15 protein-coding genes are annotated in these 14,320 nt (G+C 59.9%); 9 read left to right on the top strand and 6 right to left on the bottom strand.

The features are described from left to right. From NKI37_RS25860 to NKI37_RS25830, 7 genes are all read left to right on the top strand, one after another. The coding region (locus NKI37_RS25860) for a beta strand repeat-containing protein (RefSeq protein WP_352794590.1) at nucleotides 1–2,524 on the top strand (2,524 nt) is incomplete at its 5' end. A 68-nt stretch (nucleotides 2,525–2,592) separates the two neighbouring features. After that, nucleotides 2,593–2,964: a hypothetical protein gene (locus NKI37_RS25855; RefSeq protein WP_023824758.1), complete on the top strand. Its 372-nt coding sequence runs from the start codon at nucleotides 2,593–2,595 to the stop codon at nucleotides 2,962–2,964. 34 nt (nucleotides 2,965–2,998) lie between these two features. Continuing rightward, nucleotides 2,999–3,748: a lytic transglycosylase domain-containing protein gene (locus tag NKI37_RS25850; RefSeq protein WP_352713782.1), complete on the top strand. Its 750-nt coding sequence runs from the start codon at nucleotides 2,999–3,001 to the stop codon at nucleotides 3,746–3,748. Nucleotides 3,749–3,846: 98 nt separating this feature from the next. Next, a complete protein-coding gene (locus NKI37_RS25845) occupies nucleotides 3,847–5,046 on the top strand; it encodes an ABC transporter substrate-binding protein (protein ID WP_352713779.1) in 1,200 nt (399 codons plus the stop codon). Between the two features lie 13 nt (nucleotides 5,047–5,059). After that, nucleotides 5,060–5,773, top strand: coding sequence for a thermonuclease family protein (locus NKI37_RS25840; protein ID WP_245260618.1), 714 nt, complete (start codon nucleotides 5,060–5,062; stop codon nucleotides 5,771–5,773). Between the two features lie 165 nt (nucleotides 5,774–5,938). After that, entirely contained in the window at nucleotides 5,939–6,691 is a 753-nt protein-coding gene (locus NKI37_RS25835) for a GGDEF domain-containing protein (protein ID WP_023691474.1), read from the top strand. Nucleotides 6,692–6,793: 102 nt separating this feature from the next. Then, complete coding sequence (locus NKI37_RS25830; RefSeq protein WP_023696398.1) at nucleotides 6,794–7,033, top strand: hypothetical protein; 240 nt, start codon at nucleotides 6,794–6,796, stop codon at nucleotides 7,031–7,033. Here the strand turns inward: NKI37_RS25830 and NKI37_RS25825 are convergent. The 5 genes from NKI37_RS25825 to NKI37_RS25805 form a co-directional block, all read right to left on the bottom strand. After that, entirely contained in the window at nucleotides 7,009–7,419 is a 411-nt protein-coding gene (locus NKI37_RS25825) for an acetate/propionate family kinase (RefSeq protein WP_023807288.1), read from the bottom strand. The two genes, NKI37_RS25830 and NKI37_RS25825, sit on opposite strands and share 25 nt — an antisense overlap. 1,056 nt (nucleotides 7,420–8,475) lie before the next feature. Continuing rightward, the gene (locus NKI37_RS25820) at nucleotides 8,476–8,667 is read right to left on the bottom strand and encodes a hypothetical protein (protein WP_352594923.1); all 192 of its coding nucleotides are present in this window, start codon (nucleotides 8,665–8,667) and stop codon (nucleotides 8,476–8,478) included. Between the two features lie 1,144 nt (nucleotides 8,668–9,811). Beyond that, nucleotides 9,812–10,057 carry a hypothetical protein gene (locus NKI37_RS25815; protein WP_023714697.1) on the bottom strand — a complete coding sequence of 82 codons (246 nt, stop codon included), beginning with the start codon at nucleotides 10,055–10,057 and terminating at the stop codon, nucleotides 9,812–9,814. A gap of 97 nt (nucleotides 10,058–10,154) precedes the next feature. Beyond that, nucleotides 10,155–10,388 (bottom strand): hypothetical protein, encoded by a 234-nt coding sequence (locus NKI37_RS25810; RefSeq protein ID WP_023733242.1) that lies wholly within the window; start codon nucleotides 10,386–10,388, stop codon nucleotides 10,155–10,157. Continuing rightward, nucleotides 10,375–10,671: a hypothetical protein gene (locus tag NKI37_RS25805; RefSeq protein WP_023824749.1), complete on the bottom strand. Its 297-nt coding sequence runs from the start codon at nucleotides 10,669–10,671 to the stop codon at nucleotides 10,375–10,377. Before NKI37_RS25805 ends, NKI37_RS25810 begins: the two co-directional genes overlap by 14 nt. Before the next feature lie 179 nt (nucleotides 10,672–10,850). Between NKI37_RS25805 and NKI37_RS25800 the strand changes: the two genes are divergently transcribed. After that, nucleotides 10,851–11,363: a response regulator gene (locus NKI37_RS25800; RefSeq protein WP_023753040.1), complete on the top strand. Its 513-nt coding sequence runs from the start codon at nucleotides 10,851–10,853 to the stop codon at nucleotides 11,361–11,363. 547 nt (nucleotides 11,364–11,910) lie between these two features. Here NKI37_RS25800 and NKI37_RS25795 read toward each other — a convergent pair. Then, nucleotides 11,911–12,135 carry a hypothetical protein gene (locus NKI37_RS25795; RefSeq protein ID WP_196813616.1) on the bottom strand — a complete coding sequence of 75 codons (225 nt, stop codon included), beginning with the start codon at nucleotides 12,133–12,135 and terminating at the stop codon, nucleotides 11,911–11,913. Between the two features lie 714 nt (nucleotides 12,136–12,849). Here NKI37_RS25795 and NKI37_RS25790 point away from each other — a divergent pair. After that, nucleotides 12,850–14,280 carry a coiled-coil domain-containing protein gene (locus tag NKI37_RS25790; protein ID WP_352790158.1) on the top strand — a complete coding sequence of 477 codons (1,431 nt, stop codon included), beginning with the start codon at nucleotides 12,850–12,852 and terminating at the stop codon, nucleotides 14,278–14,280. The last annotated feature ends 40 nt before the right edge of the window (nucleotides 14,281–14,320 follow it).

Genomic DNA, 14,320 nt, shown 5'->3' with positions numbered 1-14,320 from the left:
CTTCACCTACAAGGTCACCGACGCCAACGGCAACACCACCACCGGCACCATCAACGTCGCCATCGTCGACGACGTGCCGACGGCCACCGCCGACACCTGGGCTCCGACCATCACAGGTGCAACGGTTCTCACTGGTCTCTTGGACAACGACAAATTCGGAGCCGACGGCGTCGACACCGACAACAATCCGGTCAGCGGCCAGGTGACCGCCACCAACGGTGCTCACGGCACCGTCACCTACAACAACGATGGAACGTTCACCTACACGCCGACGGGCATCTATGTCGGCTCGGACTCTTTCACCTACACGATCAAGGACGGTGACGGCGACACTTCGACGGCCACGGTGACCCTGAATGTGCAGACCAACACCGTTCCATCGGGTGGCGGGACTGCATCGTTGACATTGAACGAAGCCGCGCTCGACACCACGCTCGATGCTTCGGCGCCTGCGGATCTCCAAGCCGGGGCCGTGACCGGCACCAACCCAGGCAGCCGCGGCGAGACGGCGCAAGCAATCAGCGGCATCACCTTCACCACGACCGGCGAAGCCATTAATGTTGCATTCGCCAACCCGACCGGCGATCCAAACTGGGTGGCGCCGACTGTTTCTGGCCTAGCCTCTGGATACACAATCAGCTGGGCGCTCGTCGGCAACCAACTCGTCGGCAGTCTGATACAAACGGCCGGCAGCGTGAACCTCGGCGCATTCGTCTATCTGGCGCTGTCAAACACAAGCGCCGGCGCCAACAGTTCGTTGACACCCGTCGTTACCGCGACACTGACCGACCAGCTCCAGCATCTTGCCGGCTCGGGCAACGTCACCATCAACGGGCTTCAGGTGGTGGCAACCGACACCAGCGGTGATCATGTTTCCGGATCGGTCAATCTGACGGTCCTGGACGACGTTCCGCTGCCATTCAAGCCGGATGGCATCTTCGTGGAAAACACCACGCATACGGTGCTGACGGAGAGCATCAATTTTGCCGCGAGCGCCGGTGCTGACGGCGTTGGCAATGTCGTGTTCAACGTGACCGAAGGCGCGGCCGTCACATCAGGCAGCACAAACATATTCCTGAATGGCGAGCAGGTCTTCTTCCACGTCGTCGATACGCATACTGTGGAGGGACGGACCTCGGCCGCGAACGGCAGCGACCTCGCTTTCACGGCGACCCTGAACCCGGCGACAGATACTTGGACATACACCCAGGCCGCGACGATGTTTGCCGGCAACCAGTTCAATACGGCGAACTTCTCGCCAAGCGGTGGCAACAACCAAGCGATTGTCCTGGACTCCATCGGCTCAACCAGCGACCTGCTCGCAACCGCCAACAGCCCCAATTCCGTGAACACCAGCACGGGCAGTTGGGGCGTCGATGGCGGAAACAGCATCAGCCCTGGTGAGAAGATCCGCTTCGATTTCGTCAGCAATGCAACCACCGACGGCACCATCGCCGGAACCCCCGCGGGCATCGGGGCGGGAACCCACTATACGGATCACTACGAGGTGGCTAGCTATACACAGGGGATTGGCAATGTCTCGGGACCTGGCCTGGTTTCTATAACGATCCGCCCGGTCAACGCCGACTATGATAACACCTACATAGGTGATGTTACCGGCGAAAGCACGGCCCTCGGCGCCTTGGTCACTGTCGTCAACGGCTCCGGCGGAGCTACTCCGACCGCAACGAACAATGGGGACGGAACGTGGACGATCACCGGTCTCGCGCAAGGCGACACCTTTACCGTGGTTGCAAATTCGGACCCGTTCAGCGCAATCGAAATTTCGGCCAATGTTGGCTCGAATGACTTCAAGCTAGGCCCGGTCACCTACACGACCGCCAACGCCGTCACACCGTTCGACATCTCGATCCCGGTCACGGCAACCGACGGTGACGGCGACCCAATTGCCGGGTCAGTGACGGCACACCTTTCGCCCGATCTCAGCACCTGGCAAGGAACTTCGGGCGTGGACACTCACACCACGACCGCGACAGAAACCACGCTGCTCGGCGAGGACGGTAACGACACCCTCAATGGACTCAATCTCCAGGCTGATATCCTCTCCGGCGGACGCGGCGATGATACCTTGTCGGGCAACTCCGGTAACGACACGCTTTACGGCGGCTCGGGAGCGGACATACTGTTCGGCGGCGACGGCAACGACCTGCTGATCGGCGGTTCCGGTCAGGACACGCTCACCGGTGGTATAGGCGTCGATACGTTCAAGCTCGAGCACCTCGACATCAAAGATCTTATCGCTGACTACAGCGGTGTCGGCGGCCATGGCGACATCATCGACCTTACCTCCTTGTTCGATACAGCCGCCGGAGGGGCCAATGTCGGCGACTTCGTGAACTACAATGCGGGAACGAACACTGTCAGCGTCGACGCCGACGGTTTGGCCAACGGCGCCAATTTCGTGGACGTGGCCACCTTGACGAATGCACCCGTCGCCAACACGATCACCCTGCTCTACGATGACGGAGTGACGCAGCATACGACAACGGCAAACGTGGTCTAGGAGCATGGTGCGGGGCCACGCGACTATGCTATGTATTAGAGATTAGGAATACAGAGGGGGATCTCATCATGAAACGTTCCGTAAGACTGTTGGTTTCCGCTGCGACGCTGTTGCTGGCAGTCGGGTCGACGGGCTATGCCGCCGACATCATCGACGGGCCGGTGGCCGACTATTGCCGGACCGTCGGCACATCGAACCTGGTGTTGAACGACAACATCGTCGATCTCAAGGTCCAGGTGGTCAAGCTGATGGACGAGTCGGTGGCCGTCGCCAACAGCTCGGAATGGATCAATTCGTCCCGCCCCGCCTTCGTCTGGGCGTCGGAAGCCAAGGTCGCCTGCGGCATGGCCTATGGCTACCTCAAGACGAACTACAAGGACGAGGACACGCTCAACAAGTGCGAGTGCTTCCACGACCGCATGGTCGAGTACATGAACTGACCGAAAGGGATCAAGTCGCGCCGACAGGCTGACGATGATCGCCCGTGGAAGATTGTCGAGAGCGATTGCCGGAGCGATCGCACTGGCCGTTTTTGCCCCTGAAGCCCGTGCCAACTGGCTGGAACGACCTGCCCTCGAGCAGCAAGCTCCGTCCGGCTTGACGCGGCCGGTTCGCTGCGATGTCGCTCCGGAATGGACGCGCGAGACATTCAAGGCGTTCGCGACGTGCCAGGCATCGCTCTACGGCCTGGAGCCGGTGCTGGCGCACGCGGTGATGGAGATCGAAAGCGGATTCGATCCCGATGTGCACGGCGCCGATGGTGAGGTCGGGTTGATGCAGGTAATGCCCGCGACGGCCCGAATGCTGGGCTTTCGTGGCTCGCTCGACGAGCTTGGCGCGCCGGCGACCAACATCGCGCTCGGCGTCAGATATCTGGCGCAGGCAAACAGCCTTGCCGCAGGCGATCTCTGCACCACCGTCATGAAGTATCGTGCCGGGCACGGTGAAACCCGGTTCTCCGAACTTTCGGTCCGCTACTGCCGGCGTGCGCTTGCAATCCTGGCGAGAGAAGGTTTTGCGGTGGCCGGGCCATTGCCGGTGGCGACGTTCGGATTCTCCGCATTCCCGACAGCAGGAGACGATGGTGCCCCTGCCCCGGCGAGGCGGATTTGTGTGCGCCGCCTGTTCGTGCCGGGCCCACGATACATGAAATGCGCGGACTATCGAAGCGCCGGGCAAGCCAGAATGATCAAGGCGCTCCGGGCAAAACTTTTCGACGGCTGAGCCATAATCCAGCAATTGCAAAGACGGCGAGGCAAGTCTGCCGTAAGATGAACGGATGAGACCGGGACAAATACCCGGCGGGATATGAGGGAGGCATCATGGATTCTGGCCGGCAGCGACACGGTTCGTGGACGTGGGCGATCGTCTTTGCGTTAGCTGGCATAGTGTCGGGCTGCCAGTCGAAAGGCAGCGTCTCGGACGCGCTCGACCCGGCGGCGATCGCCGCACCTGGAGCGCCGGTCACCGGCGCCGTTGCCGGTCCCGCCCAGGCGACGCAATCGCTCGGCACGGGATCGACGAAGGTCACGATGCTGCTGCCTTTGTCGGCCCCGGGCAACGCCGGCGAAAACGGCAGGAAGATGCTCGATGCGACCAAGCTCGCGATGGCCGACCTTGGAAATGTCCTGCTCACGGTCACGGTCGAGGACACCAAGGGCGACAGCGCGCACGCCAGCGAATTGGCTGTGAAGGCGATCACCACTGGAACCAAGATCGTCATCGGCCCGGTCGAACTCGCGGCCGCGCAGCACATAGCCAAGCTCTCGGGATCGAAGCGACCGCCGGTGCTGGCGCTGGCCGACAATTTCGCCGGCGGCCCGGGCGTCTATGCGGTGCGCCTCAACGAGGCCGACAGCGCGGCCGCGGGCGCAGCCGGCCTGGCGGCCAAAGGCAGCAAGAAGTTCGTGTTGCTCGTTGCGGCGGGCGCGAATGCCGGCGTGGTTGAAAAGCGGGTCGCCAACAGCCTCAGCATCTATGGCGCGACACTCGCCGTCACCATTCCGTATCCGGCCGGCGATGGCGGCACCAAAGTGGTCAATGATGCGGGCTCGCTGGTCGAGGCTCCCGATGCCATCATCATCGCCAGCGGCGACGACAATCCGGCGCAGATCCTTGCGGCGCTCAAAACGAAAGGCATTCCCGGAAAAGCAGTCGCCGTCATTGGAACCAACCGCTGGCTGGAACATCCGATGGAGCCGCTGTTTGAAGGCTCCTATATCGCCACGCTCGACCCAACCGAAACCGGCCCAATCGCCGACCGCTTCAAGACGACCTACAATTATCCAGCCGACGCCAATGTCGCCTACGCCTATGATATGGTCGCCCTGACAGCAGGAATTGCAAGTTCGGCCGGGCCTGACGGCTTCAGCAAGCAGGTGCTCGAAAATCGGAGCGGATTTCGCGGATCGACCGGCCTGTTCCGGTTTCGGGCGGATGGCTCCAGTGAGCGATCCATGCCCTTCTATCAGGTTCAAAAAGGTGCACTCAAGCTGGTCGCCAAATCGACATCGGGGTATTGAGGGGCAAGGAACCTTGCTTGAGTTGATGGGCTGGCCGAGGCACAATCGCTTGATAGCGCTCGGAAGCCTGCTCCTCCTGGCCGGGGTCTTGTTGATCATCCGGGCCGCCGATCTGCTTCCCATCGATCGGCCGATACCAGCGCCGCGTCAATCCATCGACGATAGCCAGCCACTGCGACCAGTTGCGACCGTCGCCAATACGCCATGGCGAGGACGGGCACGCAAGATTGCTCAGGACCTTATCGCGCCGCCACAGCTTGATTCGGCGCAAATCGAACGGGTCGAGCCGCGCCCGCCGCTCAGCGACCTTGGTCTGGCCGCGCCTGCAGGGATGCGAATGCCAAAGGATTGGAAAGAGGTCCTGCTGTACCAACCGGTTGCTACCTCGTCGGCAACCTTCGAATCGATGGGGCGCAAGGTAGCCATCAGCGGGATCCAAGGCATTGACCTGGATGAGACCTGTTCCTTTCGTGGCATCGCCTGGCCTTGCGGCCAGCGTGCGCGCGCGACGTTCAATTCCTGGCTGCGCGGCCGGGCGCTGAAATGCGTCGTGCCGCCGGAAATCGATCGTTTTGCCATTGCGGCACCGTGCAGCTTGGGCAAGCAGGATGTCGGCGCGTGGCTTGTTTCCAATGGCTGGGCGACGGCCTTGGCGAATGGAATCTATGGCAAGGCGGAGGCAGTGGCCAGAGACGCGCAGATGGGGATATTCGGCCCGCCGCAATAGCCGATAATTCGGTGTCGTTGCTTTTGCCGCCGTAGCCTTGCTTTTGAAGGGCTGATTTCGGGCCGATGGTAGGTGATTGCGCCATTACTAAAATTGTATGTTTCCTCGAAACTGAAAGTGCAGCACCTTGGCCTTATGACAGCCGATCAGGCGGGAGATTGGCTAATGATGACACCAATGGCGAATAGCTCGCCCCGGCAATGGAAAGATATCGCATGGCTGACTGCCCTGGGATCGGCGGGAATTCTGCTCCTCTCGGTTGGCCTAAATTATCTGCTTCTGTTCTCGGAAGCCTTGACGCCCTTCGGCCGCAGCATGGTCACCGCGATCCTGTTGCCGGTCATCGTCGGTGGCCCACTTTTCCTGTTCATTGGACTGCAGCGGACCGAGCTCGTCCGTTATCGAAAAGAACTCAACAAGTCGGCGACCTTTGACAGCCTGACAGGCTGCCTCAACCGGACAGTCTTCACGTCGATGGTCGAAAGGAGAGCAACCAGGCCGGAATCGTCTGGTCCAAGATCTGGCGCCTTCCTGGTCATTCATCCCGAACACATCAGGTCCATCAATCTGCGCTTCGGCCTTGGCTGGGGTGACGAAGCCTTGCGGCTCATAGCCTCGACCATCCAGTCATCGGTACGCAAGGAAGATCTGGTGGGCCGGATCGGAACCTCCATGTTCGGGGTCTTTCTGCCCGGTGCGACAGAAGACGACGCCAGGGAGATCGGCGACCGTATCCGGGCGCGCGTGGCCCAAGCCTATTTCGCGCCAAAAGGAACCGCGGACACGCTGACCATCAGCGTCGGCGGCGTGGTGTTTGAAAACGAGTTGGAATTCGAGGACATGTTCCGATCGGCGGAATCGCTGTTATCCGGCGTCGAACGCCAGCCCGGATTTCAATTGTCGCACCTCCACAACTAGCTGAAACAAGTCGTTGCCGGAGGAACACCGCCGCAAATGTCTTGCCGCACGGCTGCGGCAGCGATCATCTTGGCCCTTGTTGCCAAACCGGACGATTGACCCATGGGCGGTTTCAACCCGTGGGAGGTCTGGTTCCTGACGGTGCTGACGGCATCGCCGCGCATCGCTGGCAGTATTTGCCGGACCGACCAAGTTCTGGTTGCCGCTGGTTGCAGCAACCTTGATCGCCTTGATGGCCGGCTATCGGACCATGCTGCTGCCGCCGAACTCCTGACAGGTCGAGACACCCGCCGCGCCAGTAGCATCAGGTTCGGCGCTCAGGGCACGAGCGACAAAGCTTGAGGGCGCACAGATAGCAGCTGGATCCCCACGGCTCTCTCTTCATCCGTGGGGATCACAAGCACGTCGACGTCGGAACCAGCAAGGCTGATGACCTCGTCGCCTCGTCCATTCAGCTTGTGGTCGATATTAACCGCAAGCCAGCCGGCCACAGCCCCGGCCCTCTCTCGAATACATTGGGCGTTTTGGCCTACGCCTGCCTTGAACACCAGCGTGTCCAGTCCGCCTATCGCAGCGGCCAGCGACCCGATCTCGCGTGCGATACGATAGACGAAGAGATCGACTGTTTCGGCGGCAAGAGGATCATCGGAGTCGATTAGCGTCCGCATATCACCGGATATCCCTGACACTCCGAGCAGGCCGGATTGCTCGTAGAGAAGGGTGACCAATCGTCCGTCTGCAGCTTCCGGTCATTCAGCTGCGCGCTTTGCCCCAGCCAGCCCACGCGCCTTTCTCGTTCGCCGGGCTTTGGGCTTACAATTCCAATCTCGACATAACCAGCTGCACCAGCATCACATGATCAACAGCCTCTCATTCTCTACCAGGCATACTATGACGCCTGGCTGGACCCGGGGACCAAAGGACCAGCCTCAAGGACATTCTCAGCCACGACTTCGACGGTCAGCTGCAATTCAACCGCGTTGGACGTGAGGTGAACACGAGCGCCGTCAACAAATTTCCCAACGACCATCCCGGCCTGGTCGGGCGGAGCCGGCGACTTTTTCTGTTCGCCGAAATCGTCAAGCACGCCCCTGCTGGGGCGAAGCTTTCTAAAGCACGCTCCGACCACATATTTTAGGAGGGCGGGATGACAGAGCGTGAGAGATCGTCGCGAATGCATGGGCACTGGCTACGGGCGCACAACAAATCCTAGAGGCCCTTCTCATCATGCTGAAAAAGTCGGGAACGTCGCGCGACCTTCGATTGCCGGGTAGCCGGGAAGTGGACCATCAGTTAAGGGTCCGTAGCTAGAGCGTGATAAAGCAGCAAACACACTATCATAGAAACGGCGCTGCCTAGCAGCTGGTCTGCCGTCAGGCCGGAAAAATAGACAAGATGAAACGCCACCAACGCTCTACCAATCACGGTTCGGAACACTGCCGAAATGACCGTTAGACGGCGCTAATGTTCCGGTCTGGACTCGCTACCGCTTTGGAAGCATTCTGCACTCGGGGGAGAGGGCGTGGGCAAAGTCCAGCGTCATCAAGGTGCGGATCAGGCCGACCGCTGGCGCAAGAACGCAAAGGGGCGGTGGATGTGGCGACGGCAATATCTGCCGGCGCTGGTGATGGTTCCCTGACCGGCTCATCCCAGCTGGCTGGCTGAGTGGCACCCGCACGGCCGGCGCGGGGAGCCGCGATATCAAGGGCAACATTTCCACCAGTACCGATGAGCGATTTATCACGTTCCAGGGCAGGAGCATTACTGGAAGACGACGATCAGTTTCAGTACAGCGAGCGCTGGCTGTGCAGCGAGGCAGAGGCATGGGCCGTCGGCTGGCGCAAAGCAAGGCGGTAGCGCGGTAGCCACCACCATGTGCAGGCCAACCAGCCCGTCATCATGGTCCGAACCTGATCGCACCCGCCGACCTTGGTCTCAACGTCGTTGATTGGCACTGCCACGCGGCTTTCCTTCATTCGCATGGTTCGCAGACATTAGCATGATCGCATACTCTCATCATCCAGCGTCGTCTCCCTCACAAAGCAGCGCCGGTAAGGCTCGGCGCCCTTCTTGTTTGTCCCATGTGCCAAAGGAGGTCGCCGGGCCTGCCGTTGCTCATCTTTGCGGGTTGCTCCTGATGGCTCCGCTTGGCGCCGTGGCCCTGCGTCTTCCTTCAGGTAAGGCCGGCGAGGCGCTTGTCAGACGGCCTGGCATGTAGGATTATGGTCCTCGTTGCGGCGACGCCCTCAATGGAGAGCGCCAATGGCCAGAACAAACCTTCCGAACAGCTTTCCCGGGCTGAAATCGAGCGCTTCCTGGCGGCAGCCGAAGCGCTGCACAAGAGCATCGCCGGGCCGCTCCTGGCGTACCACAGGGAGCACTGCCAAGCTCTACCTGAGGCCCATGGACCCCTGTTGAAGTCGATTGAGACGGTCACCGGCCAGAAGGCGCAGTTCATCCGCTGGAACGGGACAGGACCGGCACAGCCCCGGAGAAGCCTCCGGGCTGGTTCTCCTCGCGCAACTCTCGCGCCGCATCACCTCTAAGAGCAGTTGGAACGCTTTCGATTTCGCCGTTGATTTGGTCGGCAGGGATGCCAGGCTTCTCGGCCGCTGTCATCAATTGGTCTGCTAAGTCGCTGGCGGCGATCGGATCGCCCCGCGTCACAATCGCGGCGCGGAGGGGTTTTATTAGCTCCCCCTCATCTTGACGCCGGTGCCGGCTGCTCCAAAGTGTTGGGCATGGCTCGGGGAAGTATCAAAGTTGGCGACGAGGTCGCAGTCACGGCGATTGTGCGCAGCCGGGTGACGCCCGATCGCATAAGCGTGACGATCCCCTCCTACGACTTCCCGCATTCTGTTGTCGATTCGACTTCGAAGGCTGTAATTGGCCAGCATATGGAATTGATCGGCCCTGTCACACGCATCGACGGGGACAAGGTAACCGTCAGCCTCCGGCCATTGGTGACTGTCGACGCCGAGCACGTGCGCCTGGTCGAAAGCCACGTGGCACTTCCGCGAGCGCGAAAAAGGCCGCTCGTTGACAAAGTTTAACTTGCCTGCCCACCCAAGGAACGGCCAGTGAAACTTTCCCCATCACATCGGCTCTGGTCGCCTCCCGCTAGCTGCCGGCGCGTTGCGATATCGGCGCAGTAGACGGGTCGGCATTTTCCGAACTTTCCGACATCTCGTCGCGATGACGTTGGCGAAGGCGCTTCAGCAGTTCGCGTGAGGCTTGGATCGCCCTGCGCGATTGATCCATGTTCTGGCGAAACGTGGCGCGTTCCTCCATGGACTTCTGCCACTTCAGCAAGGTAGCCGTAGTCGCAGTGGCCGCTTGAGCGATATCTATGGGCGTTGCAACCATCGCATCCTCCTAAAAAGGCAATGGTAAACGCAATCTTTATAGGCCCAACGAAACCCTTCTCCAATTAAAAACGACCATACGGCATACGGCAAAATGGCTATTCGTCGGGGCGCTCGACGGCAGCTTCGTCGACCTCGGCCTCCATCTCGTCGTTGACGGTTTTGGTCTTGCCAAAACCGTCCATCGCCACACCGTCAAAGCCCCGCTGCCACGCGTCGGCATGTTCCTGCCAGTAAGCTGGCACCTCACGCTCCTTGCCATCCTTGCGCGCTTGGGCGCCGTACATCCAGGCGTAGGTGGCGCGTTCCTGATCTTTCTTAGGCATGGCCATTTGCATCATCCTCCCGGAAATCCAGCAGCCTTGCGTGCCGCAGCTTCTCTTCGCCTTTGAGGGTCTCGACCCAGCCAACCAGTCCGGGCTTCAGCCACTCGGCCTTTTCCTTTTTATGTCCCTTCGGGACCGGGGCCGCCAACCTTGCCCTGGACACGATCCCAAAGCGCTTGCCGCTCATCGGCATTGAAGTTGACGAGTGCGCCGCCTTTGTAGAGGCCTTTTCAGCCATGATCACCTGGGTAGCTTTGCCGCGCTCGCGCTGTGCACCGATGATTTGCATTTCCTTTTCCTCAAAGCACTTGATCTTGCGCCAAGCGCTCGTTTGCCGCTGCGATATGGACTGCCCTCGAGCTTCGAGACCATGCCTTCTAGCCCGTCTCGTCGACCAGGTGGCAAACGGCGTCACCAGTGCGGCATCGCTCCGCTGAATTGAATGCGCCCGCCGGCAGGGATCATTTCGTGCAGGATCTCGCCGCGATCTTCGGTCGGCATCCCGCGCAGGTCATGATGCGTGGAACCCTGCCGGTTGCTGACCGTTCTCCGTCAATGGAAGCCCCGAACCAACAGAGCCAAACGATCCTCGTGGTTGACGGCGACGTCATCGCCCGATGCGTCATCGCGGACTATCTCCGCCACTGTGGCTACAGGGTGATTGAGGCTCATTTCGCACGTGAGGCGCAACAAGCGTTGAACTATGCGGAGTTCGGTGTGGACACCGTCTTGTGTGACGTTGACCTGCCGGGCAACATGAACGGGTTCCAACTGTCGAAGTGGGTTCGCGAGAACAAGCCCGAGGTCAAAATAGTGCTTTCTGCCGCAGTAGAACGAACTGCGATCGCGGCGGGCGACCTTTGTCAGGAAGGCCCGCACCTTGCGAAGCCGTATGAGCCGGCCAACGTAGTGGACCATATCAGGCGACTGCAGCGTGTTTGGAGCTTACGATCCAGGAACCCTGGTGCAAAGCGCAATTGATCTCTGTCCAGACGCCGAGAGGCTCGTCTGCATACCAATGGTGATTTAGCCCTGCGAACTGGACGCCGCTCAAAGGAAGAACGGCGTATAAGCCGCAGTCCTGCGTGCGGCCGCAACAGTGGACGGTTGTCCCGCGCAGGACGGAGGAAATTCGCCCTCCTGCCGCGGTGAACGGGATACCGTAGGAGCGTCAGCATAGCGCCGGCCACAGGACGGGACGCGGCACCGACTGTCCCCGTCCGGTAGTCCGCATGTTTTGGTCGAAGCCGACCGGCTGAGATCGTGCGCATTTTGGTTCTCGACGGTACGGCCGCTGATCGGCGATGATGCGAGGACCGAGTTGCCCGGAAGAATCGATCTGGTCTTGCACCTTTTTTGCTTCCTCATTCGCGGGGCAGCTTGTGATTTTCCAGCCTGACAGACCCTCCCCTGTCTATAAGAAATTTCCCGACGCATGAGCGCACGTCCAACACAGTGCGGACTCCAATGCTCACCGGCAGCGCGAGAATGGTAACCACCTATCTTGAGGGGAGCGCCACGTGCGTAATCAACGATGCAGCGCTGCAGTTCGCTTGAGAAAACCGCATCTCTTCGTCACCGCCTCATCGAGAGCCACCGCTGCGGCATCCTGAATACAGGTCGGCGATCCGAAAAACATGCATTGCGCAAGATTTTCCAAACTGATGCCAAGACCGGCCCAAGCGTCCATCCTAGCCTGCAGATGCTGTTGAGAGGAACTCGCCGTTGAATATTGTGCTGCGGTAAACCTCATCGCTGATGATCCATAGATTGTGCCGCTCGGCAAATGTGGCAATGATCCTCCTTGCCGAATACATATCCGCCGGGATTGTTTGGGGAATTCAGCAAGATCGCCCGCGTTCGATCTCCTACCGCTGAACGGAGAATATCCTCGGATGCCTTCCGCCGCGCATTTTGCAGCGATAGTTTGACGGGTCGGACCACTGCTCCATCGGCGCGTATTGCCGCTTCGTATGTAGATACCAATGCTCGAGGCAAAGCACCTCGTCGCCAGCTCCGGCAACGGAAGCTTAGTGTGATTGAGCGGCCAGGCGGCCGGTCCCCAATTCGTTCGAATGATGCGCTTGCCTCGCCAATGTCGCATGGTGAGTCAGCCGGCAAACCAAAACACTCAACCGCCGGTTAGGCCCGGCCGCCTGATGCGCCCCACAAGAGGCTGTGCCGGGCCGTTCGTCGGGGCTTCTGCACCTGAGCGTTAATGTGCCCAGGCAACACACCATTGACGCCAAGACGATGGCAAGAAGGGGAGCCGCGCAGTCCTCAAGAATAAGTCAGCAGGCACCTAGACCGATGTAGGGCCTTCCAATCGCAGCTCTCGGCTCCTCGCGGCGCCGGCGCCCTGGCATCGTTTGATTGAACGAAGACGCTGAGTTGAGCTCTCGATACAAAAGCATCTCAGTCCTCGTGCCTCAATGGTTCCGGGCATGCGGCTGCAGGGGATGAAGTCATGAAGTTCAGGGATTTGATCAGACGCGCCGAGGACAATGTGGAGAGGTCGTTCGACGATCTCGAAGCTGACTTGGCTAACGCTGTCGACCAGTGCCTCGATTTGGAGGATGTCGCCGACGTGCCAAACATGGCAGGCGACAACAACGAACAGGATGACAGCGTATGGAGTGAGGGCGGTGCCGGCGACGACGATGATAGCTCGCCGATACCAGCACATCGGCTGACCTCACACACGCAGAGCCGAATTGCTGCCGTGAGCTCGTTTAACGGCTTGTTCCACGATGCCAAGCTCCATTTCGAGGAGATCAACGCAAAAATCTCCGAAATTACAAGCACATGTCAACTGACGTTCGAGTTTTTTCACATCCTTCACGCGGACATTCTCCGTGCCAACGAACTGGAGTTGGCGAATCAAAATCTGATCGCAGATCAAAGGAGCTTGTCGGAAACACTCAATGACCTGAACAGACGGTACTGTGAGCGTCAGGGCACGGTCGAGACATTGCAGCAGCGCCAGGCAAGCCTTGTTCAGGAGTGCAAAGTGCTCCGTGGCGCATTGGCCGCGGCAAGGCTGGAGCTGGTCGAAGCGGCGAACACCACCACAAAGAACGAAGCGGAATTTGGCGACCTCACGAACATGCTTGCCGCCGCAAATGCCGAGGCCGACAGGCGCTCCCGAGAGAACAAACAGCTGCGTGAAAAGAATGTGAGCCTGTCTATTGACCTGGAAAAGGCCATGAAGCGGGAGGAAGAGGCACGGCATAGGCTGGATGCCTTCTCCACGATCCATGCCAACGAAGCTGCGCGAAATTCCGAAATGCTGAGTGCGCTCGGCAAGAGCGAAAAAGAGGCAATCAAGTTGCACACCTCACTCGAGGTTGCGCAGGCGAAGCTATGGGAGGTGACCGAAGCAGCCAAGATTATGCAGGCGGACATGGATGGCGAGCTTAAACGCTGCCAGGCTGAGAACCGAGGATTGCGCTCAGAAATTCAAAGTCTCCAATCGCGCTTCGAACTCGCCTCAATCGCAAACAACGAGGCCGCGGCCGAGATCGCCAGGCTCCAGCTACAATGGAGCGACGCCCTGGCGGAAAAACAGGTGACCGACGAAAGGTTGGCCGCACTCACCGAGGAGGCCGAAACCAACAAGGTGAACCTTTCCAAGATCGCCGCAGATTTTGCACAGCTGTCCATGCAGCAGGCGTCCGATCAGATTGAACTCGATGTGAGACGGCAGGAATGCGAGGACTTGCGGGTCGAAATTGCCTCGGTCAATGCTCGGGTCAGGGAATTGCTGCCCTACAAGAGGTCGCATGGAAGCGCGAACGCCTTGCCGCATACGTCTGACGTGGCAAATGTAGCGGTGACTGCAGACCGAACGGTGCATGCCGCACGCCGTGTCCGCCGCAGGGCCCTCGCCGCGTCGTAGGAAGCAAAGAACCTCTCCTCGTGAGGCAATTGCCCATGTT

This window comes from Mesorhizobium sp. M0626, from assembly GCF_040320665.1.
GTDB lineage: Bacteria > Pseudomonadota > Alphaproteobacteria > Rhizobiales > Rhizobiaceae > Mesorhizobium.
The sequence above is the reverse complement of the archived record's forward strand: the minus strand, read 5'-3'. Positions and strand labels throughout refer to the sequence as shown.